This window comes from Streptomyces sp. NPDC012637 (assembly GCF_042954805.1).
Lineage (GTDB): Bacteria > Actinomycetota > Actinomycetes > Streptomycetales > Streptomycetaceae > Streptomyces.
Map to the genome: position 1 here is coordinate 264,525 of NZ_JBIBDS010000005.1, position 21,012 is coordinate 285,536.

Below are 21,012 nucleotides of genomic sequence, written 5' to 3' on the forward strand. Positions count from 1 at the left end.
GACGGGCCGCCCGCCGGTCCGCCGCCCGTGACGAAACGATCCGCCGCCCGTGAACGAAACGTACGCAACCGTGACCCCGGTCACAGGGGTGATGGATAGTCGCGGGGATCCACCGGGACGTGGACACCCCGAGTACGAGGAGGACCCCGTGGCCGCAAGACGGGACCGCACCCACTATCTGTATCTGGCCGTGATCGGCGCCGTCCTGCTCGGCATCGTCGTCGGCTTCGTGGCTCCCGGCGTCGCCGTCGAGCTCAAGCCGCTCGGCACCGGCTTCGTCAACCTGATCAAGATGATGATCTCGCCGATCATCTTCTGCACGATCGTCCTCGGCGTCGGTTCGGTGCGCAAGGCGGCCAAGGTCGGCGCGGTCGGCGGCCTCGCCCTCGGCTACTTCCTGGTCATGTCGACCGTCGCCCTCGCCATCGGCCTGGTCGTCGGCAACATCCTGGAGCCCGGCTCCGGCCTCCACCTCACCAAGGACATCGCCGAGGCCGGCGCCAAGCAGGCGGAGGGCGCGAGCGAGGGCACCGCCGACTTCCTCCTCGGCATCATCCCGAAGACGCTCGTCTCCGCCTTCACCGAGGGCGAGGTGCTGCAGACCCTGCTCGTCGCGCTCCTCGCGGGCTTCGCGCTCCAGGCGATGGGTTCGGCGGGCGAGCCGGTGCTGCGCGGCATCGGACACATCCAGCGACTGGTCTTCCGCATCCTCGCGATGATCATGTGGGTCGCCCCGGTCGGCGCGTTCGGCGCGATCGCGGCCGTCGTCGGCGCGACCGGCGCCGCCGCCCTGAAGTCGCTCGCCGTCATCATGATCGGCTTCTACGTGACCTGCGCGCTGTTCGTCTTCGTGGTGCTCGGCACGCTGCTGCGGCTGGTCGCGGGCGTCAACATCCTGTCGCTCCTGAAGTACCTGGGACGCGAGTTCCTCCTCATCCTCTCCACCTCCTCGTCCGAGTCGGCGCTGCCGCGCCTGATCGCGAAGATGGAGCACCTGGGCGTCTCCAAGCCGGTGGTCGGCATCACCGTCCCGACCGGCTACTCCTTCAACCTCGACGGCACCGCCATCTATCTGACGATGGCCTCGCTCTTCGTCGCCGAGGCGATGGGCGACCCGCTGTCGATCGGCGAGCAGATCTCCCTCCTCGTCTTCATGATCATCGCCTCGAAGGGCGCGGCGGGCGTGACCGGCGCCGGGCTCGCGACCCTCGCGGGCGGCCTCCAGTCGCACCGTCCCGAACTGGTCGACGGCGTCGGCCTGATCGTCGGCATCGACCGCTTCATGAGCGAGGCCCGCGCCCTCACCAACTTCGCGGGCAACGCCGTCGCCACCGTCCTCGTCGGCACCTGGACCAAGGAGATCGACAAGGCGCGGGTCTCCGAGGTCCTGGCCGGCCGCGTCCCCTTCGACGAGACGACGCTGGTCGACGACGGCCACGGCGACCCGTCCGCCGTCCCGGACCAGCGGGCCGACGAGGGCGAGGAGAAGGCCCGCGCCGGCGTCTGACAGACCCCGGGTCCCGGGTCTTGAGCCGGATCCGGGCCCCGGCCACGGAACGCCCCCGAGCGCGCGAGAGCGCCGGGGGCGTTTCGTCTGGTCGGCTTCGCCTTCCGCGGCGGAGCGGTCGGCCCGTGGGCCGCGGGGGTCCGGGGCCTCCGCGGGGGACCGGACCTCCCGCTGGTCGGCTTCGCCCTCCGCGGCGGAGCCGGTCGGCCCGTGGGCCGCCGGGGTCCGGGGCCTCCGCGGGGACCGGGACCGCCCCGCTGCCGTCGGCGTCAGAGCTCTCCGGCGTCCAGCTCCCCCAGCTCCTCGGGCGTGAGGACGAGGTCGGCGGCCCGCGCCGAGTCGCGGGCGGTCTCCGGGCGGCTCGCGCCCGGGATCGGCAGGACGTGGCCGCCCGGGCGGTCCAGCAGCCAGGCGAGGGCCACGCGCTGCGGGGAGACCCCGCGCGCCCGTGCCACCCGGTGGAAGGCGCCGAAGCGCGGGTCCGCCTCCTGTGCCGAGCTCCCGTCGAGGGAGCTGCGGGAGATGCCGCCGAGCGGGCTCCAGGGCAGGAAGGCGAGCCCCAGTTCGGCGCAGAGGCGCAGCTCGGGCTCGCTGTCGCGGACCGCCGGCGAGTACCGGTTCTGCACGGACACCAGGCGTTCGCCCAGGATCTCCCGGGCCAGCAGGATCTGGGCGCGGTCCACGTTGGAGACGCCCGCCAGCCTGACCGTGCCCGCGTCCAGCAACTCCCTTAGCGCGCCCAGGGATTCGGCGTACGGGACGGCCGGGTCCGGCTTGTGCAGCTGGTAGAGGCCGATCGCGTCGCCGCCGAGCCGCCGGGCCGAGTCCTCGGCCGCGCGCCGCAGGTGCCCGGGCCTGCCGTCGACGGTCCAGCCGCCGTCGGCGCTCCGCCCGCGCCCGCCCTTGGTGGCGACGAGCACGGCGTCGCGGTCGCCGCCGTACGTGGCGAGGGCGCGGGCGACGAGCCGTTCGTTGGCACCGGTCCGGCCGCCCGGCGGGTGGTACGAGTCGGCGGTGTCCAGCAGGGTCACGCCGGAGTCCAGGGCGGCGTGGACGGTGGCGAGGGCCCGGGCCTCGTCGGGATGGCCCTCGATGGACAGCGGCATGGCGCCGAGCCCGACCGCGCCGACGGTCGTCCCCCCGAGCGTGCGCTGCCGCATCACGCCTCCGCCTCCACGTCCGCCGCGGCCCCGGAACCCGTTCCGGAGCAGGCCCCGGAGACGGTCTCGGAAATCGCCCGCCGCAGCCATTCCGAGGAATGCGAGAAGCGGTATCCCAGGCCCTCCGCCCGGGAATTGTCCATCGCGTACGAGCGGGCGAAGGAGAAGGGGGAGACCTCGCCCACCTCCACCTCCTGGAAGACGGTACGGCCGCCCACCAGTTCCTCGATCTCCGCGCAGATGTCCGCCGTCGTCAGCGGGCCGTGGGAATGCGCGTTCACCGGCCCGGTGAATTCCTCCTCCGCCGCCCACGCCAGGAACGCGGCGATCTCCTCCGCGTACACGTAGGTCGCCGCCCGGTTCGCCGCCGGCACCGCGATCGGCTCGCCCGCCGCGATCCGTCGCGCGTAGTGCTCGACCCGGCCGGTGAAGTCGTCCGCGCCGCCGAGGACGTGCGCCACCCGCACCGAGGCCCACGGGAACTCCCCGCCGGCCGCGAACACCGCCTCCGCCTGCCGCTTTCCCTCCCCGTAGTGCGCGTCGAGGAACTCCGGGTCCTCCCACGGCAGTCCGAGGTCCACGGGGACGGTCGCCGGATCCACGGCGCCCTCGGCGACCGGGGCGGCGGAGTCCTCGTACTCGTACACCTCCACCGTCGAGGTCATCACATAACGCCGGGTCCGCCCCGCGAAGACCCGCCGCGCGATGTCCGCCTGGCGCGGGGTGTAGCAGACCTGGTCGATCACGACGTCGAAATCCCGCCCCGCGAGGACCTTTTCGAGCGCCGATTCGTCATTGCGGTCGGCAATCAGCGGAACCGTCCCCTCCGGAGCGGGTGAGGAACCGCGGTTGAGAACCGTCACGCGATGTCCCGCGGCGAGCAGCCGCGTGATCAGACGCTTTCCGAAATAGCGGGTCCCGCCGATGATCAGAATCTCCATGCCTCAAGTGTTACGTTGTGGGCTCGCCGGCTGAAGGGGGAAACATGGGAGTCCAGGCGGCCACACCGAAGGAACCACGGTCCGCGCGCCCGGCCACCGTCGAAACGACGGCGGGCGCCTTCGACCCCATCGACCGGCAGATCCTGGACCTGCTCCAGAGCGACGGCCGCATCAAGCTCAGCGAACTCGGCCGCCGCGTCCGGCTCAGCCCCGCGGCCGTCACCGAACGGGTCCGCCGTCTGGAGGCCTGCGGCGCGATCACCGGATACGGCGCGCAGATCGCCCCCGCCCGCCTCGGCTACGGCATCCAGGCCTTCATCCGCGTCAACCCGCACGGCGGCTACAACCTCAGGCACCCGCGCACCCTCGAACTGATCGCCCGCCCCGAGGTGCGCGAGGTGCACCACGTGGTGGGCGAGGACTGCTGGATCCTCAAGGTCGCGGTGACCGACACCGTCCACCTGGAGGAGGTCCTGGAGCAGACCTCCGCCCTCGGCCGGACCACGACGTCGATCGTGCTGTCCTCGCCGGTCGAACGGAAACCGCTGCTCCCGCCCGGGTCCTGACAACGCCGGTCGTCCCGCTTGCCTTGACGCGGACGTCAAGGCCTACGGTCGGGGACATGCGAATCGGCGAGCTTGCCGAGCGGGCGGGCACGACCACGCGGACTCTGCGCTACTACGAGTCCCGGGGCCTGCTCACCGCCCGGCGAACGGAGAACGGCTACCGCACCTACGACGAGGACGACCTGCGGCTGCTCCGGCAGATCAGGACCCTGCAGGACTTCGGGTTCGAGCTGGAGGAGACACGGCCGTTCGTCGACTGTCTGCGGGCCGGCCACCCGTCGGGCGACGCGTGCCCCGCGTCCCTCGCCGTCTACCGGCGCAAGCTCGCCGAACTCGACGGGCTCATCGACCAGCTGCAGAGCGTGCGCGCCCAGGTCGGGGCGCAACTGCTGCGCGCCGAGGCGGAGCTGGCCGGAGGCCCCGAGCCGCGGTGCGAACTCGAAGCGGGACATGACGAGCGGATCCACACGGGAGGGCGGGAAAGATGATCGCAGCGAAGGGCGTGGCCGAGGTCACCGACGCCGACTTCGAGACGGAGGTGCTCGGCGCGGACCTGCCGGTCCTCGTGGAGTTCACGGCGGACTGGTGCGGCCCGTGCCGTCAGCTGGCACCGGTGCTGAGCGCGGTCGCGGAGGAGGAGGCCGGCCGGCTGAAGGTCGTCCAGATCGACGCGGACACCAACCCGGAGACCGTCACCCGGTACGGCGTCCTCTCGATGCCGACCCTGATGGTGTTCCGGGCCGGCGAGCCCGTGCGGTCGATGGTCGGCGCCCGTCCGAAGCGCCGGCTCCTGGAGGAACTGTCGGACCTGCGATGACCCGATAACCCAGGTGAGCCGGCCCGGCCGTTCTGCCAGAATCGATCCGGTGTACGAGACGCATGTGACGGTCCGGTGCCGGACCGAGGCGGAGCGGGACGGGCTCGCCGCCTGGGCCGCGGCCCGGGGCCTGAAGCTCACCACCATCGTCCTGGCCCGCGGGCGGACGCCCGTCCAGCCGATGCTGACGCTGCCCGACCGCACCGGTCACCCGGAGGTCGTGGCGGGGCTGCGGGCAGCCGGGTTCGATCCGGTGCGGGTCAAGGTCGAGACGGTGCCGTGGAGCACGGAGCCCGCGGGGCCGGGCGGCGGCTACTACGAGCACCACCTCAAGCTGGCGCTGCCCGCCGCCTACGACCGGGACGCGCTCGAAGCGCTCGTCGTGCCGCACGGTGCGCACGTCTCGTGGAACGCCCGCCGGGTCCTCCCGGGCCCGGGAGGACGGCACGAGCGTTTCGTGACCCAGCGCCACCCGGGACCGGCGGCCGCGGCGGGCCTGGCCTGCGACGGACTGGTCGCGGCGCTGGTCGCGGCCGGGCACGAGGTGGTCGCGGAGGAACGGGAGTTCGTCCTCTCCGACAGCGACGTGTCGCTCGACGAGGGCTGGCTGGACGACAACGTACGGGAGGAAACCCAGTGACCGAGACGACCGGGCAGCCGTCGCCCGACGCCGACTACCTGCGCTACCGGGACCAGGTGCCCCGCACCCTGACCGCCGGGATCGGCGCCGCGGCGGCCCGCCACGGCGCCTTCGACCCGGCCCTCAAGCAGTTCGACCGGGCCTTCGCCCCCAGCGACACCGTGGTCGGGGACCCGGAGCTGCGCGCCCGCTGGCAGACCGCGCGCCGCTCGGCCCTCGGCCTGGTCCTCGCGGCGGTCGCCGGCTCGCCGTGGGCGGACTCCCTGGTGCTGCGCGGCAGCATGCTGATGTCGGCGTGGTTCGGCGAGGCCGCCCGCTCGCCCAAGGACATCGACTTCGTCGTGGTCCCCGACACCTGGCGCATCGAGGAGCCGCGCACCCGCGCCATGCTCGACGGCATCGCCGGGGCGGCCGAGCGGCACGCGCGCGCGGTGGGGGCGGAGGTCGAGCTCTCCGCGGCCGGGGCGGTGACGGAGCGGATCTGGACGTACGAGCGGGTGCCCGGCCACCGCCTGGTGATCCCGTGGACGGCGCCCGGCCTGCCCGGCGGCCAGGTCCAGCTGGACTTCGTCTTCGACGAGCCGCTTCCGCTGCCCGCCGAGCCGGCCCAGGTCGCGGGCGTGGGCGTCATGGCCGCGAGCCGCGGACTCTCCCTCGCCTGGAAGCTCATGTGGCTGCTCAGCGACATGTACCCGCAGGGCAAGGACCTGTACGACGCGGTGCTCCTCGCCGAGAGCTGCCCGCCGCCCCTCGCGCTCGTGGAGCGGCTGCTGCGAGAGGCGGACGAGTGGCCGGGGTACTACGACGAGCCGCTGAGCCTGCGGATGTTCGAGGCCGTGCTCGGCGAGGTCGACTGGGACGGCTTCGACGACCCGCACGCGGCCACCGCGGAGGCGCGACGCGAGCTCGGCCGCCGCCTCCTCACGGTTCTGGCCCCGCTCTTCGAGGCACCCTAACCGGCCCACAGCGCGGTGGAGTGGCCCTCCACCAACCCCCGCACCCGGTCGAGGAGTTCCCCGGCAGGCATCGGGTCGAGCCGCCGCCCGTCCCGCAGCCGTACGGACACCCGGTCGTCGGCAGCCTCCTTCGCGCCGACGACGGCCTGGTACGGGACCAGCCGGGCCGCGCGGACGCGGGCGCCGAGGCTGCCCTGCTCGTGGCCCACGACCTCGGCGCGCAGGCCGAGTTCCGCGGCGCGGGCCGCGAGGCGGACGGCGGCGGGGTGTTCGTCGTCGGAGACGGGCAGCACGGCGATCTGGACCGGGGCGAGCCAGGCGGGGAAGGCCCCGGCGTGCCGCTCGACGAGGTGGGCGACGGCGCGCTCCACGCTGCCGATCACGGATCGGTGGATCATCACGGGGCGGTGCCTGGCGCCGTCGGGGCCGATGTACCGGAGGTCGAACCGCTCGGGCTGGTGGAAGTCGACCTGCACGGTGGAGAGGGTCGACTCGCGGCCGGCCGGGTCGGCGACCTGCACGTCGATCTTGGGCCCGTAGAACGCGGCCTCGCCCTCGGCCTCCTCGTAGTCGAGCCCGGAGGCGTCGAGCACCTCCCGCAGCAGGGCGATCGACCGCTCCCACTTCTCGGGCGCGGCGACGTACTTGCCGCCGGGTCCGGGCAGCGAGAGCCGGTACCCGACCGGGACGATCCCCATGGCGGCGTGCGCCTCACGGATCAGCCCCAGGGCTCCGGCGGCCTCCTCGGCGACCTGGCCGAGGGTGCAGAAGATGTGGGCGTCGTTCAGCTGGATGGCCCGCACCCGGGTGAGCCCGCCGAGGACGCCGGACAGCTCCGACCGGAACATCCCGCCCAACTCGGCCATCCTCAATGGGAGTTCCCGATAGCTTCGCGCGCGGGAGCGGAAGATGACGGCATGGTGCGGGCAGAGGCTCGGCCGCATGACGAACTGCTCCCCGCCGACGTCCATCGGCGGGAACATGTCGTCGCTGTAGTGCTCCCAGTGCCCGGAGGCCTCGTACAGCTCCCGTTTCCCGAGCACGGGCGAGTACACGTGCCGGTACCCGGCCCGCCGTTCGGCCTCCCGTACGTACTCCTCGAGCGCGTGCCGTACGGCGGCCCCGTCGGGCAGCCAGTACGGCAGTCCGGCCCCGATCAGCGGATCGGTGTCGAACAGTTCCAGTTCACGGCCCAGCCTGCGGTGATCGACGGCGTTCCGGGACTCGCTCATGGTCGTTCCTCGTTTCGGTGGGGGAGCGGGTCCCCGGCCGGCACGACGAAGCCCCGGGGCACTCGCCCCGGGGCTTCGGACAAAGACAGCTGTCAGCGCGCCGGGACACTCTCCGGCGTCGTCGTGAGATCGGCAGCGCGCTTCATGCCCCGGACGCTAGCAGGGCCCCGGGCGCCCGCGCAGCCGGTTATTCGCCGGCGCGGGCCGCGGCCGAGGGAGACGTGCCATTCGTCGTCGGGACGCAAAAACACCCCGGACTAGAATTGACAGCCGGGGTGATGGTCCACGTATATTGGTGAATTCCGTGTCTGGGCACACCAGTAATACGGAGCACTTCACTAAACGCACTGTATCGCGCCGGGAGTCGAATTGTCAACCGAAGAATTTCGGAACGAGCAGAAATTCATCACCGAGCTTTACGCGCGACTCGACGACCTGAGGGACCAGGCCGAGGCCGGTGTCGCGGCGGCGCTCGGCACGCCCGGTGCGGGCAACGCCCAGGCGCGGCTCGAGCGCGACGTGCTCGTCGCCGAGCAGTCCGGGCTGCTCGCCGCCCTGAACGCGGGCGAGAGCGGCCTCTGCTTCGGGCGGCTCGTCTTCCAGGACGGGCGCGACCACCACATCGGGCGGATCGGCATCCGCGAGGACGACGCCCACCGCACGCCCCTCGTCGTCGACTGGCGCGCCGACGTCGCCCGGCCCTTCTACCTCGCCACCGGGTACGAGCCCATGGGGCTCCGCCGCCGCCGGCACATCACCACCAAGGGCCGCGACGTCGTCTCGCTCCACGACGAGGTGCTCGACCTCCACGACTCCACCCGCACCGGCCACGAGAACCGCGACGCCGACGAGGTGCTGCTCGCCGCGCTCGACGCCGCCCGCACCGGCCGCATGCACGACATCGTGCAGACCATCCAGGCCGAGCAGGACGCCATCATCCGCTCCCCGCACCGCGGTGTCCTCGTGGTCGAGGGCGGGCCCGGCACCGGCAAGACCGCCGTCGCCCTGCACCGCGCCGCCTATCTCCTCTACGCGCACCGCGAGCAGCTCGCCAAGCGCGCCGTGCTCATCGTCGGCCCCAACCCCGCCTTCCTCGGCTACATCGGCAACGTCCTGCCCTCCCTCGGCGAGACCGGCGTCCTGCTCGCCACTCCCGGCGAGCTCTTCCCCGGTGTCCGCGCCACCGCCACGGACTCGCCCCGCGCCGCCGCCGTCAAGGGCTCGCTGAGGATGGCCGGGGCCCTGGCCGCCGCCGTACGCGACCGGCAGCAGGTGCCCGAGCGCGGCGAGCCGCTGATCGTCCCGCACGAGGACGGCGACCTGGTCATCGACTGGGACATGGCCCTGGAGGCCCGCCACAAGGCCCGCGAGACCTTCCTGCCGCACAACCTGGCCCGCCCCTACTTCGTCTTCGCGATCCTCGACGCGCTCGCCGAGCAGCTCGCCGACCGCATCGGCGCCGACCCCTACGGCGGCCCCAACTTCCTCGGCCCCGACGACCGCGCCCTCCTCGCCAAGGGCGTCGCCGCCAACCCCGAGGTGCACGCCGCCCTCGACACCCTCTGGCCGCCGCTCACCCCGCAGGACTTCCTCGCCGACTACCTCGCCGAGCCCACCCACCTCGACGACGAGGAGGACCTGGCGGCCATCCGGCGGCCCGTGGGCGGGGCCTGGACGGCCGGCGACGTGCCGCTGCTCGACGAGGCCGCCGAGCTGCTCGGCGAGGACGACTCCGCCGCCCGCGCCGCCGAGGAGGCCGAGCGGCAGAAGCAGATCCAGTACGCGCAGGGCGTCCTCGACGTGTCGTACGCCTCCCGCACCTACGAGTTCGAGGACAAGGAGGAGCTCGACAAGGACGCCTCCGAGGTGCTGTCCGCGCACGACATCATCGACGCCGAGCGCTTCGCCGAACGGCACGAGGAGGCCGACCACCGCAGCGCCGCCGAACGCGCCGCCGCCGACCGCACCTGGGCCTTCGGCCACATCATCGTCGACGAGGCCCAGGAACTCTCCGCGATGCTGTGGCGGCTCCTCATGCGCCGCAGCCCCACCCGCTCCATGACCCTGGTCGGCGACCCGGCGCAGACCGGTGACCCGGCCGGCGTCGGCGCGTGGGACGCGATCCTCGCGCCGTACGTCGCGGACCGCTGGGAGCTGGTCAGGCTCGGCGTCAACTACCGCACCCCGGCCGAGATCATGGCCGTCGCCGCGGAGGTGCGCCGCGAGGCCGACCCGGAGTTCGAGCCGCCGAGCTCCGTCCGCTCCACCGGCGTGGCGCCCTGGGACCGGACGGTCGAGGACCCGGTGAAGGAGGCAGCCGACGCGGTGGCGGCGGAGCTGCGGCCCGAGGGCCGGCTCGCCGTCATCGCGCCGGAGCCCCTGCACCCGGAGCTGATCGCCGCACTGCCCGACGCCTCCCACGGGCCGAAGCCCGACCTGACCCGGCCGCTCGTCCTGCTCGACCCGCGCCAGGCCAAGGGTCTCGAGTTCGACACGGTCCTCGTCGTCGACCCGGACGGCATCCGGGCCGGCGCCACGCACGGCACCAACGACCTGTACGTGGCGCTGACCCGGGCCACCCAGCGCCTGGGCGTGATCAGGCGGGCCTGAGCCACACCGTCGCCAGCGGCGGCAGCGTCATCCGCACGCTCGCCGCCCGGCCGTGCCACGGCACCGACTCGGTCTTCACCGGGTCGGTGCCCACCACGCCACCGCCGCCGTACCGCACCGCGTCCGTGTTCAGCACCTCCGACCAGGCCGCGAAGGTGTCCGGCACCCCGAGCCGGTAGTCGTGCCGCACCACCGGCGAGAAGTTGCACACCGCGAGCAGCGGCGAACCGATCGCGTCGAAGCGCAGGAACGCGAAGACGTTGTCCTCCGCCGCGTCGCCCGCGATCCACTGGAAGCCCTCCGGCGAGGTGTCCCGCTCCCACAGCGACGGCGTCGCCGTGTAGACCGTGTTCAGGTCGCGCACCAGGTCGCGCACGCCCCGGTGGTCACCGGCCGAGTGGTACGTCTCGTCCATCAGCCACCACTCGGGGCCGTGGTCCGCCGACCACTCGGCGCCCTGGGCGAACTCCTGTCCCATGAACAGCAGTTGCTTGCCCGGGTGGGCCCACATGAAGCCCAGGTAGGCGCGGTGGTTGGCGCGCCGCTGCCACCAGTCGCCCGGCATCTTCGACACCAGGGCCTGCTTGCCGTGGACGACCTCGTCGTGGGAGATCGGCAGGATGTAGTTCTCGCTGTACGCGTACACCATCGAGAAGGTCATCTCGTGGTGGTGGTACTTGCGGTGCACCGGGTCCTTGGCGACGTAGCCGAGGGAGTCGTGCATCCAGCCCATGTTCCACTTCATGCCGAAGCCGAGCCCGCCGAAGCCGCCCGGGCCCACCTGGTCGGTCGGCCGGGTCACCCCGTCCCAGGCGGTCGACTCCTCGGCGAAGGTGATCACGCCGGGGCAGCGCTTGTACACGGTGGCGTTCATCTCCTGGAGGAAGGCCACCGCGTCCAGGTTCTCCCGGCCGCCGAACTCGTTCGGCAGCCACTCGCCGCCCTCGCGCGAGTAGTCCAGGTAGAGCATCGACGCGACCGCGTCCACCCGCAGGCCGTCGAGGTGGAACTGCTCGCACCAGTACACGGCGTTGGCGACGAGGAAGTTCCGCACCTCCTTGCGGCCGTAGTCGAACTCGAGCGTGCCCCAGTCCGGGTGGGCCGAGCGGCGCGGGTCCTCGTGCTCGTACAGCGGGCGCCCGTCGAACTCGGCGAGCGCCCAGTCGTCGCGCGGGAAGTGCGCCGGCACCCAGTCCATCAGGACGCCGATCCCGGCCCGGTGCAGAGCGTCCACCAGGAAGCGGAAGTCGTCCGGCGTGCCCAGGCGGGCCGTCGGCGCGTAGAAGCCGGTGACCTGGTAGCCCCACGAGCCGTGGAAGGGGTGCTCGGCGACGGCCATGAACTCCACGTGCGTGAAGCCGAGATCGCTCACGTACGCCGGCAGCTGCTCGGCGAGCTGGCGGTACGTCAGGCCCGGCCGCCAGGACGGCAGGTGGACCTCGTACACGGACAGCGGCGCCTCGTGGTGCGGGCGCGCGCCGCGCCGGGCCATCCACTCCGCGTCCTGCCACACGTGGTGGTCGGCGGTGACGACGGAGGCGGTGTTCGGCGGGCACTCGGTGCGCCGGGCCATCGGGTCGGCGCGCAGCGTGTGCGAGCCGTCCGGGCGGGCGATGTCGAACTTGTAGACCGCGCCCTCGCCGATGCCCGGCACGAACAGCTCCCACACGCCGGTCGAGCCGAGCGAGCGCATCGGCAGCGCGCTGCCGTCCCAGTACGTCCAGTCGCCGGTGACGCGGACGCCGCGGGCGTTCGGCGCCCACACGGTGAACCGGGTGCCGGCCACTCCCTGGTGGGTCATGACCCGGGCCCCGAGCGCCGTCCACAGCTCCTCGTGGCGGCCCTCGCCGATCAGGTGCAGGTCGAGCTCGCCGAGGGCGGGCAGGAAGCGGTACGGGTCGTCGACGGCCAGCTCGTCACCGTCGTAGCGGACGCGGAGCTCGTACGCGGGAACCTTGCGCAGCAGCGGGACGAGGGCGGAGAAGATGCCGTCGCCCTCGTCGTGGAGCTCGACGCGCCGCCCCCTGGGGAGCAGCACGGCGACCTCCTTCGCCCACGGGCGCAGCACCCGTACGGCGATCCCGCCCTTCACCGGGTGCGCGCCGAGCAGCCCGTGCGGGTCGTGGTGCTCGCCGGCGAGCAGCCGGGCCCGGTCGCCCGGGTCGAGCGGGGGCGCCTGGCGCACGGCGGCCCGGTCCGGCGTGGCCTCCGCCCGGGGAGCGGGCGTCTTCGGCTTGCGGGCTGTCCTGCCTGCGGATCGGGCGGTCACGGGGATGCCTCCTGGAGGGGGAGAGGGTGATGTGCAGGGGGGTGCGGGGAATCCACCGGAGCGCGCCCGGCGGTTTCCACGCAAGCGCAACGGCGCCGGGAGCGCACCGGACACTCGGCCGAACGGGCTCCGTCCTGTGCCCCGCAGGCGGGACGGGCACCCCGCCCGGCCGGGCGTTGGTCCGAACGGGGCCCGCCCGCCGGACGGGGCACCGTCCGGCGGCCCGGCGGGGTCCGGGGACCCCGCCGGACGGACGCGACGGTCATGCGCCGGTCGCCAGGCGTTCGATGGCCGCCATCGGGACCGGCAGCCAGTCCGGGCGATGCCGGGCCTCGTACACGACCTCGTAGACCGCCTTGTCGGTCTCGTAGGCGTGCAGCAGGGCCGGGTGGTCGCGCGGGTCCGTGCCCGCGGCCTCGGCGTAGCCGGCGCAGTAGGCGGCGCGGCAGCGGGCCGCCCACTCGGCGTTCCAGGGCCGGTGGGTGCGGGCCGCGTAGTCGAAGGAGCGGAGCATGCCCGCGATGTCGCGGACCGGCGGCTGCGGGCTGCGCCGCTCGTCCAGCGGCTTCGCCGGCTCGCCCTCGAAGTCGATCACCGCCCAGGCCCCGTCGGAGCCGCGCAGCGTCTGCCCGAGGTGCAGGTCGCCGTGGATCCGCTGGAGCGGGCCCGCGCCCGCCGCGTCGCCGGCCGCGGCGAACACCGCCCGCAGCCCCGGCACGTACGGCAGGAGCGCGGGCACCGCCTGGGCGGCGGCGTGCAGCCGGGCGTCCATCGCGGCGGCCAGGTGCACGGCCCGGTCGCGCCGGAGCCGTTCGGTGGGCAGGGCGGTGGCCAGGGCGAGATGGACCTCGGCGGTGGCCCGGCCGAGCGCACGGGCCTCGGTGGTGAACTCCCTTCCGTCGGCGAGCGCGTCGAGGGCGAGCCGCCAGCCGTCGCGCGAGCCGCGCAGGTACGGCTGCAGGACGCCCAGCGTGGCCGCGCCCGTCTCGAGCCAGGCAACCGGTGCCGGGACCCGTTCGCAGCCGGCACCGGCGAGGGCGAGCGGCAGTTCCAGGTCCGGGTTGGCGCCCGGGCTGACCCGTCGGAAGATCTTGAGGATGAACGAATCTCCATAGACGAGCGAGGAGTTGGACTGTTCGGCGTCCAGCATCCGGGGCGCGAGCGCCGGTGGCAGCGGGGCCGTGGCGTGGAAGCGCAGCGGTCCGACCCGGCCGGGGCTGCGCAGCCGTTCGTAGAGCAGACCGGCGAGGCGCGGGTCGCGCAGCCCCTCGTAGACGGCCCGCCCGGCGAGCGGGCCCTGGCGGATCCGCCCGATCAGGGCGGGGGCCAGGCGCGGCGGCAGCTGGGGCCGCACGCCGAGGAGCAACTGGTAGCAGTCGGCGGGTGTTCCGGCCGGGCGGCCCGGCTGTTCGACCCGTACGAGCAGGTGGAGGAGACCGGGTCCGGTGCCGTCCAGCGGCAGCAGCTCGGTGGCCGCGTCCAGGGTGAACCCGGTGACCCGGCGGCCCTTGCCGGCGAACCAGCGCTGCCGGGGCAGCCAGGTGTGCAGCAAGGGCGTGAGCGAGGCGAGGAGGGCGTCCGGGGCCCGGGTTGTGGATGCGGTCTCCGGCATGGCATCGCGTCCTTTCCCCGGGGTGCGCAAGGGGTGTTCGTAAGCGTTCAAATGCGCAGAGTGTCCCGGATGGCGGCTTCGGCTGTCCGGCTGTGCGGGACGTGTCGAAAGGGGAAGATCCGTATGGGCCCGACAAGAAGGCCCGTATGGACCTGAGGTGACCTGAATCGTGTGTGGGACACAGTTCCCGGTGTGGGGCGGCGGAAACCGCCCCACACGGGACAGAACTGAACTGACGGTACTTCAGGATCGCTTGAGGCGGAACCAGTAGAACCCGTGCCCGGCCAGCGTGAGCAGATACGGCCACTGGCCGATCGCCGGGAACTTCACCCCGCCGATCAGTTCCACCGGTTTGACGCCGTCGAAGCGGCGCAGGTCGAGTTCGGTCGGCTGCGCGAACCGCGAGAAGTTGTTCACGCAGAGGACCTGGTCGTCGCCGTCCTCGCGGAGGAAGGCGAGCACCGCCGGGTTGGACGAGGGCAGTTCGGTGTACGAGCCGGTCCCGAAGGCGCGGTTCTGCTTGCGGATCTCGATCATCCGCTTCGTCCAGTGCAGCAGCGAGGACGGCGAGGCCATCCCCGCCTCCACGTTGGTCACCTGGTAGCCGTGGACCGGGTCCATGATGGCCGGCAGGTAGAGCCGCCCCGGATCGCAGGAGGAGAAGCCGGCGTTGCGGTCCGGCGTCCACTGCATCGGGGTCCGCACCCCGTCCCGGTCGCCCAGCCAGATGTTGTCGCCCATGCCGATCTCGTCGCCGTAGTACAGCACCGGCGAACCGGGCAGGGCGAAGAGCAGCGCGGTGAACAGCTCCATCTGCTTGCGGTCGTTGTCGAGGAGCGGGGCGAGCCGCCGCCGGATGCCGATGTTGGCCCGCATCCGGGGGTCCTTGGCGTACTCGGCGTACATGTAGTCGCGCTCTTCGTCCGTGACCATCTCGAGGGTGAGCTCGTCGTGGTTGCGCAGGAAGATGCCCCACTGGCAGCCCGCCGGGATCTCCGGGGTCTTCGCCAGGATCTCCGAGACCGGATAGCGGGACTCGCGCCGCACGGCCATGAAGATGCGCGGCATCACCGGGAAGTGGAAGGCCATGTGGCACTCGTCGCCGCCCGAGCGGAAGTCGCCGAAGTAGTCGACCACGTCCTCGGGCCACTGGTTGGCCTCGGCGAGCAGCACCCGGTCCGGGTAGTGCTCGTCGATCTCCCTGCGGACCCGCTTGAGGAAGGCGTGGGTCGCGGGCAGGTTCTCGCAGTTGGTGCCCTCCTCCTGGTAGAGGTACGGCACCGCGTCGAGCCGGAAGCCGTCGATGCCCAGGTCCAGCCAGAAGCGCAGCGCGGACAGGATCTCCTCCTGGACCGCCGGGTTCTCGTAGTTGAGGTCCGGCTGGTGGGAGAAGAAGCGGTGCCAGTAGTACTGCTTGCGGACCGGGTCGAAGGTCCAGTTGGAGGTCTCGGTGTCGACGAAGATGATCCGGGCGTCCGGGAACTGCTTGTCGTCGTCGGCCCAGACGTAGTAGTCGCCGTAGGGACCTTCGGGATCGCTGCGGGACTCCTGGAACCACGGGTGCGCGTCGCTCGTGTGGTTCATGACGAAGTCGATGATCACGCGCATGCCCCGCGCGTGGGCCGCGTCCACGAACTCCACGAAGTCGGCGAGGTCGCCGAACTCCGGGAGCACCGAGGTGTAGTCGGCGACGTCGTAGCCGCCGTCCCGCAGCGGGGACTTGAAGAACGGCGGCAGCCAGAGGCAGTCCACGCCCAGCCACTGCAGGTAGTCCAGGCGGGACGTGATGCCCTTCAGGTCGCCGACTCCGTCGCCGTTGCTGTCCTGGAAGGAGCGGACCAGGACCTCGTAGAAGACCGCCCGCTTGAACCACTCGGGGTCGCGGTCCTTGGCGGGGGTGTCCTCGAAGGTGTCGGGGACGGGTTCGTTGACTGTCATGATGTGGGTGACCCTCCGGTCTGCGGGGACGGTCGCAGGACGAGTACGTGTGCGGGTGTGACACCCGGCTCGAGGCGCACGTAGTTGGCCCTGCCCCAGTGATAGGTCTCGCCGGTGAGCTCGTCGCGCACCGGCACGGTCTCGTGCCACGCGAGGCCGAGTTCCGGCATGTTCAACGAGACCGTGGCCTCCTGGGTGTGGTGGGGGTCGAGGTTGGCGACCACCAGGACGGTGTTCGGACCCGAGCGCTTGGAGTACGCGATGACGGCGTCGTTGTCGGTCGCGTGGAAGGTCAGGTTCCGCAGCCGGCGCAGGGCCGGGTTGCGGCGCCTGACCCGGTTCAGGGTGGTGATCAGCGGGGCGATGGAGGCACCCGAGCGTTCCGCCGACTCCCAGTCGCGGGGACGCAGTTGGTACTTCTCCGAGTCCAGGTACTCCTCGCTGCCGTCCCGCAGCGGGGTGTTCTCGCACAGCTCGTAACCGGCGTAGAGGCCCCAGGTCGGCGAGAGGGTCGCGGCGAGCACCGCGCGCACCTCGAAGGCCGGCCGGCCGCCGTGCTGGAGGTAGGCGTGCAGGATGTCCGGGGTGTTCACGAACAGGTTGGGCCGCATGTGCGCGGCGGCGTCCCCGGAGAGCTCCGTGAGGTACTCGGTCAGCTCCGCCTTCGTGTTGCGCCAGGTGAAGTAGGTGTACGACTGCTGGAAGCCGATCGCGCCGAGGGTGTGCATCATCGCGGGCCGGGTGAACGCCTCGGCCAGGAACACCACGTCCGGGTCGCTGCCGTTGATCTGCCTGATCACCCGCTCCCAGAACACCACCGGCTTGGTGTGCGGGTTGTCCACCCGGAAGATCCGCACGCCGTGGTCCATCCAGTGCCGCAGCACCCGCACGGTCTCCGCGACGATCCCGTCCATGTCGTTGTCGAACGCGAGGGGATAGATGTCCTGGTACTTCTTCGGCGGGTTCTCGGCGTACGCGATCGAGCCGTCCGGGCGGCGGGTGAACCACTCCGGGTGCTTCTCCACCCACGGGTGGTCGGGCGAACACTGCAGCGCGAAGTCGAGCGCGATCTCCAGGCGCAGCTCGCCCGCCCGGGCCACGAACGCGTCGAAGTCCTCGATCGTGCCCAGGTCCGGGTGGACCGCGTCGTGCCCGCCCTCCGGCGAGCCGATGGCCCACGGCACGCCCACGTCCTCCGGGCTCGCCGACAACGAGTTGTTCGGGCCCTTGCGGTGGGTGACGCCGATCGGGTGGATCGGCGGCAGGTAGACGACGTCGAAGCCCATCGCGGCGATCGCCGGCAGCCGCTCGGCCGCCGTGCGGAACGTGCCGGGCACGGTCCGCCCGCGTACCTTCCGTACGCCCTCGGAGCGCGGGAAGAACTCGTACCAGGAACCGAAGAGCGCCCGCTCGCGTTCCACCCGCAGCGGCAACGCCGGGGACTTCGACACCAGTTCGCGCAGCGGATGGCGGTCCAGGATCTCCAGCACCCGGGGCGCGAGCGCCGCGGCGAGCCGGACGGCGGCCGGCCGGGAATCGTCGCGCAGCGTGTCCGCGACGGCGAGCACCGCCTCCCGGCCGCCGCCCTTCTTCGGCACGCCCTTGGCGGCCCGCTCGTGCAGCTCCGCGCCCTCGGCGAGGACCAGTTCGGAGTCGATCCCGGCCGGGATCTTGATCTTCGCGGTGTGCCGCCAGGTCGAGAGAGGGTCGCTCCACGCCTCGACCGTGTACGTCCACGAGCCTTCGGCGTCCGGGGTGACCTCGGCGCCCCAGCGGTCGGTCCCGGGCGCCAGTTCGCGCATCGGGGTCCACGGGCCCGGCCGGCCCGACGGGCCGCGCAGCACGACATTGGCGGCTACGGCGTCATGGCCCTCACGGAAGACGGTGGCGGTGACCTCGAAGGTCTCGCCCACCACCGCCTTGGCGGGGCGGCGGCCACAGTCGACCAGCGGGCGGACGTCCAAGACGGGAATACGTCCCATGAGCGGATTCACGGCATCACCTGACGGTTCGCGAGGGTGCGGGTGGTGTGCGCTCTTTCTAGCTCCGTCGGCGGCCTGTCAGTTGCGCGCATGGCCGCTCCTGTGCGCGTTCACTCGAATGGCGGGTCTAGAGGGAGTACGAAGGGGTACGGAAAGGAGCCTTCCCCCGGTTTTCGGGTGGGCAATCCGGCGCTTTGTTAACTACTAGGGCGTAGCCGGACCGGCAAGAACTCCTCCCGGACAAGAAACCGGCCCCGTCCTTGTGGGACGGGGCCGGTGGTGCCCCCGGGTCCGGGCCGTGGCTCCGGACCCAGGAGGTGTGCGGCGCCGCGCGGCCGGCGCGCGGCGCCGCGGTCGCGCCCAGGGGAGAACGTCCGTCGGACGGTCGAGCGGACGGCCGGTCTGACGGGAGGGCCGGTCTGACGGCCGGTCTGACGGGACGGCCGGTCTGACGGCCGGTCGGGCGGCGGGCGGCGCCGGACGGGCGGTCAGGCGGGCGGGTGGTCAGGCGCGCGGGCGGCGGCCGGGTGGCCGGACGGGCGGGCGGCGCCGGACGGGCGGTCAGGCGGGCTGGTCCTCCGTGTCGCTCGACCACACCTGCCACGGCTGACGGGTCACCCACTCCTCCACCGGGGCCGGCGTCACGCCCAGGGCCTCCGCCGACACCCCGTCGTCGCCCGCCATCAGAAGCGGGTCGCCGCCCGTCGCCATGTAGTGGTAGATGCCCGCAACCCCGGCTGCCGTCTCCGGGCCGAGCAGCTGTGCGAGGCCCCGTTCGAAGTGCTCGGGCCGCAGCGGCACGTAGCGCACCGAGCGCCCCAGGCCCCGCCCGAACGCCGCCGCCAGGTCGGCGCCGGTCAGCGAGAGCGCGCCGCCGATGTCGAAGACCCTGTCCTCCAGGCCCTCCCGGGTCAGCGCCCCGTACGCCGCCTCCGCCAGGTCCCGGTGCGAGATCCACGCGGTCGGCGCCGCCGACGGCAGCGGATAGGCCAGCACGCCCTCGTTCACCAGGCCCGGCCCGTTCCACGGCGAGAACAGGTTGTCCAGGTACACCGGCGGCCGGACCACCACCAGCGGCAGCCCACGGCCGCGGAACACCTCCTCCGCGACCCGGCGGGTCTCGAACGCCGCCACCGTCGTCGGAGCCTGCGGCACCCGGGTGTTCGTGTTGAAGACCAGCCGCTCGACGCCCGCGTCGAGCGCCGCGTCCGCGATGTGCGTCGCGTACGCACGGACCCGCTCGGCCTCGTACACCAGGGGCAGCGTGACGAAGGCGTGCGTCACGCCCTCGAACAGCCGGTGCACCGCCCGCGCGTCGGCGAGCTCGCCCGCCACGAACTCCGCCCCCGGCAGCGGCGGACGGTCGCCCTCCGGACGGCGCGTCAGCGTACGGACCCGGTGATGCCGCTGAGTCAGCAGCCGCGCCACCGCACCGCCCTGGAAACCGGTCGCCCCCACGACCGCCACCCGCATCGGATTCTGACTGGACATGTGTCGATGAGGCCCTTCGATAGGCTGTGACCGCTGCCGGTTCCGGTTCCTTTCCAGGCTGGTCGCGGCGTTTCATCCGTTCAATTAACAAACAGGGGCGGAAGTTGAGGGATCGTCCATGGCCACCGTGGGAACCCAGGGCACTGACACCGACCGTCAGGCCGACCGCGCCAGCTGGTCCGAGCGCAGCGAGGCCGAGCACGAGGACCTCCTGAGCGAACTCCTCAAACCGCTCCGCCTCACCGGAGTCTTCGACAGCCGCTGGCACGTCAGCGCGCCCTGGGCCATCGAGGGCGACGCCGAGCAGAGCTGTGCCGTGCTCCACTACATCGTCGAGGGCGGCTGCTGGATCACCGGCGACGGCCACGCCCCCATCGAACTGCGCGCCGGAGACCTGATCGTCTTCCCCACCGGCGTCGCCCACCGGCTCTCCGACCGCCCCGACCGCCAGGGCATCCCGCTCAAGGCCGTGCTGCCCGAGCGCAAGGCCGGCACCTCCGGCGAGATCCGCATCGAGGGCACCGGCGACGAGAGCCGGCTGCTCTGCGCCGGACTCCACTACGACGCCAGCGCCGCCACCGGCCTCTACCACGCGCTGCCCTGGGCCCTCGTCCTCGACCGTGCCCAGGTCGACCGAGAGCCGCTGCTCCGCGACACCCTGCGGCTGCTGGCCTCCGCCGACCGGCCCGTCGAACCCGGCGACCGGCTCATCACCCTGCGCGCCTTCGAGATGGCCCTGGTCCTCGCGCTGCGCCCGCTGCTCCGCGAACTCGCCGGGAACCCCGCCTCGCTGCCCGTGCTGCGGCACCCCGGCATCAGCCGGGCCCTGGTGATGATCGCGACCCGGTTCGCCGAACCCTGGACCATCGACTCGCTCGCCCGCGAGGTCGGCATGTCCCGCTCCGCGTTCACCGCCGCCTTCCGCGAACTCGTCGGGGAGTCACCCGCCCGGCACCTCACCGCCCGCCGCATGCAGGAGGCCGCCCGGCTGCTCACCGAGACCTCGCTCCCGCAGTCGGCGGTCCCGGCCCGGGTCGGCTACCAGAGCGCCGTCGGATTCCACCTCGCCTTCCGCAAGTGGTACGGCGTGACACCGGGCGAGTACCGGTCGGGGGTCGCCAGCGCGGCCTGACCGACGCGGGCGTGCAGCGGCTTCCGCCCGAACCGGCCGATTCCTCCCCTCGGCGTGGCCGGTTCTTAAGGAGCCCTGGACGGACGCTCATTGCCCTCGGGGGCACGCGCCGGGAGGCTCGGGACGGCACAGCCGCACCACCACCCCCGTGCACCCCGA

16 protein-coding genes are annotated in these 21,012 nt (G+C 72.6%); 8 read left to right on the plus strand and 8 right to left on the minus strand.

Going from position 1 to position 21,012, the window contains the following annotated elements:
* Positions 1-91: 91 nt before the first annotated feature.
* Positions 92-1,507: a cation:dicarboxylate symporter family transporter gene (locus ACFY8W_RS21580; protein WP_391107474.1), complete on the plus strand. Its 1,416-nt coding sequence runs from the start codon at positions 92-94 to the stop codon at positions 1,505-1,507.
* Positions 1,508-1,776: 269 nt separating this feature from the next.
* On the opposite strand, the gene ACFY8W_RS21585 is transcribed toward ACFY8W_RS21580, so the two are convergent.
* Together ACFY8W_RS21585 and ACFY8W_RS21590 are read right to left on the minus strand one after the other, a co-directional pair.
* Positions 1,777-2,667 (minus strand): aldo/keto reductase, encoded by an 891-nt coding sequence (locus ACFY8W_RS21585; RefSeq protein ID WP_391107477.1) that lies wholly within the window; start codon positions 2,665-2,667, stop codon positions 1,777-1,779.
* Positions 2,667-3,608: an NAD-dependent epimerase/dehydratase family protein gene (locus tag ACFY8W_RS21590; protein WP_391107480.1), complete on the minus strand. Its 942-nt coding sequence runs from the start codon at positions 3,606-3,608 to the stop codon at positions 2,667-2,669. The genes ACFY8W_RS21585 and ACFY8W_RS21590 overlap by 1 nt, the downstream gene beginning before the upstream one ends.
* Positions 3,609-3,652: 44 nt before the next feature.
* Here ACFY8W_RS21590 and ACFY8W_RS21595 point away from each other — a divergent pair, with 44 nt between their 5' ends.
* The 5 genes from ACFY8W_RS21595 to ACFY8W_RS21615 are packed head-to-tail and all read left to right on the plus strand — an operon-like array spanning position 3,653 to position 6,587.
* The gene (locus ACFY8W_RS21595; RefSeq protein ID WP_391107482.1) at positions 3,653-4,174 is read left to right on the plus strand and encodes an AsnC family transcriptional regulator; all 522 of its coding nucleotides are present in this window, start codon (positions 3,653-3,655) and stop codon (positions 4,172-4,174) included.
* Between the two features lie 56 nt (positions 4,175-4,230).
* Positions 4,231-4,662 (plus strand): MerR family transcriptional regulator, encoded by a 432-nt coding sequence (locus ACFY8W_RS21600; protein ID WP_391107484.1) that lies wholly within the window; start codon positions 4,231-4,233, stop codon positions 4,660-4,662.
* Positions 4,659-4,991 carry a thioredoxin gene (trxA, locus tag ACFY8W_RS21605; RefSeq protein WP_391107487.1) on the plus strand — a complete coding sequence of 111 codons (333 nt, stop codon included), beginning with the start codon at positions 4,659-4,661 and terminating at the stop codon, positions 4,989-4,991. The genes ACFY8W_RS21600 and trxA overlap by 4 nt, the downstream gene beginning before the upstream one ends.
* Positions 4,992-5,040: 49 nt before the next feature.
* Complete coding sequence (locus tag ACFY8W_RS21610) at positions 5,041-5,631, plus strand: hypothetical protein (RefSeq protein ID WP_391107490.1); 591 nt, start codon at positions 5,041-5,043, stop codon at positions 5,629-5,631.
* A complete protein-coding gene (locus ACFY8W_RS21615) occupies positions 5,628-6,587 on the plus strand; it encodes a nucleotidyl transferase AbiEii/AbiGii toxin family protein (RefSeq protein WP_391107493.1) in 960 nt (319 codons plus the stop codon). Before ACFY8W_RS21610 ends, ACFY8W_RS21615 begins: the two co-directional genes overlap by 4 nt.
* Here the strand turns inward: ACFY8W_RS21615 and thrS are convergent.
* Positions 6,584-7,819, minus strand: coding sequence for a threonine--tRNA ligase (gene thrS / locus ACFY8W_RS21620; RefSeq protein ID WP_391107496.1), 1,236 nt, complete (start codon positions 7,817-7,819; stop codon positions 6,584-6,586). The genes ACFY8W_RS21615 and thrS overlap by 4 nt on opposite strands.
* A 369-nt stretch (positions 7,820-8,188) precedes the next feature.
* Here thrS and ACFY8W_RS21625 point away from each other — a divergent pair, with 369 nt between their 5' ends.
* Positions 8,189-10,429, plus strand: a complete 2,241-nt coding sequence (locus tag ACFY8W_RS21625; RefSeq protein ID WP_391107499.1) for a UvrD-helicase domain-containing protein — start codon at positions 8,189-8,191, stop codon at positions 10,427-10,429.
* Here ACFY8W_RS21625 and glgB read toward each other — a convergent pair.
* From glgB to ACFY8W_RS21650, 5 genes are all read right to left on the minus strand, one after another.
* Complete coding sequence (gene glgB / locus ACFY8W_RS21630) at positions 10,416-12,698, minus strand: 1,4-alpha-glucan branching enzyme (RefSeq protein WP_391107502.1); 2,283 nt, start codon at positions 12,696-12,698, stop codon at positions 10,416-10,418. The two genes, ACFY8W_RS21625 and glgB, sit on opposite strands and share 14 nt — an antisense overlap.
* Positions 12,699-12,960: 262 nt before the next feature.
* On the minus strand, positions 12,961-14,310 hold the full coding sequence (locus tag ACFY8W_RS21635) for a maltokinase (protein WP_391107505.1): 1,350 nt from the start codon (positions 14,308-14,310) through the stop codon (positions 12,961-12,963).
* 243 nt (positions 14,311-14,553) lie between these two features.
* Positions 14,554-16,248 carry a maltose alpha-D-glucosyltransferase gene (gene treS, locus ACFY8W_RS21640; protein ID WP_391107508.1) on the minus strand — a complete coding sequence of 565 codons (1,695 nt, stop codon included), beginning with the start codon at positions 16,246-16,248 and terminating at the stop codon, positions 14,554-14,556.
* Positions 16,245-18,230 carry a maltotransferase domain-containing protein gene (locus tag ACFY8W_RS21645; RefSeq protein ID WP_391107511.1) on the minus strand — a complete coding sequence of 662 codons (1,986 nt, stop codon included), beginning with the start codon at positions 18,228-18,230 and terminating at the stop codon, positions 16,245-16,247. Before ACFY8W_RS21645 ends, treS begins: the two co-directional genes overlap by 4 nt.
* Before the next feature lie 561 nt (positions 18,231-18,791).
* Complete coding sequence (locus tag ACFY8W_RS21650; protein ID WP_391107514.1) at positions 18,792-19,721, minus strand: NmrA family NAD(P)-binding protein; 930 nt, start codon at positions 19,719-19,721, stop codon at positions 18,792-18,794.
* A gap of 127 nt (positions 19,722-19,848) precedes the next feature.
* On the opposite strand from ACFY8W_RS21650, the gene ACFY8W_RS21655 reads away from it, so the two are divergent.
* Positions 19,849-20,853, plus strand: a complete 1,005-nt coding sequence (locus ACFY8W_RS21655; RefSeq protein WP_391108270.1) for a cupin domain-containing protein — start codon at positions 19,849-19,851, stop codon at positions 20,851-20,853.
* The last annotated feature ends 159 nt before the right edge of the window (positions 20,854-21,012 follow it).

What these genes read in the sequence shown, in the direction of transcription:
- ACFY8W_RS21635 (WP_391107505.1), bottom strand. Translation starts at nt 14,310, where the DNA reads ATGCCGGAGACCGCATCCACAACCCGGGCCCCGGACGCCCTCCTCGCC.
- ACFY8W_RS21600 (WP_391107484.1), top strand. Translation starts at nt 4,231, where the DNA reads ATGCGAATCGGCGAGCTTGCCGAGCGGGCGGGCACGACCACGCGGACT.
- ACFY8W_RS21645 (WP_391107511.1), bottom strand. Translation starts at nt 18,230, where the DNA reads ATGGGACGTATTCCCGTCTTGGACGTCCGCCCGCTGGTCGACTGTGGC.
- ACFY8W_RS21590 (WP_391107480.1), bottom strand. Translation starts at nt 3,608, where the DNA reads ATGGAGATTCTGATCATCGGCGGGACCCGCTATTTCGGAAAGCGTCTG.
- thrS (WP_391107496.1), bottom strand. Translation starts at nt 7,819, where the DNA reads ATGAGCGAGTCCCGGAACGCCGTCGATCACCGCAGGCTGGGCCGTGAA.
- treS (WP_391107508.1), bottom strand. Translation starts at nt 16,248, where the DNA reads ATGACAGTCAACGAACCCGTCCCCGACACCTTCGAGGACACCCCCGCC.
- ACFY8W_RS21580 (WP_391107474.1), top strand. Translation starts at nt 92, where the DNA reads ATGGATAGTCGCGGGGATCCACCGGGACGTGGACACCCCGAGTACGAG.
- ACFY8W_RS21585 (WP_391107477.1), bottom strand. Translation starts at nt 2,667, where the DNA reads ATGCGGCAGCGCACGCTCGGGGGGACGACCGTCGGCGCGGTCGGGCTC.
- ACFY8W_RS21650 (WP_391107514.1), bottom strand. Translation starts at nt 19,721, where the DNA reads ATGTCCAGTCAGAATCCGATGCGGGTGGCGGTCGTGGGGGCGACCGGT.
- ACFY8W_RS21595 (WP_391107482.1), top strand. Translation starts at nt 3,653, where the DNA reads ATGGGAGTCCAGGCGGCCACACCGAAGGAACCACGGTCCGCGCGCCCG.
- trxA (WP_391107487.1), top strand. Translation starts at nt 4,659, where the DNA reads ATGATCGCAGCGAAGGGCGTGGCCGAGGTCACCGACGCCGACTTCGAG.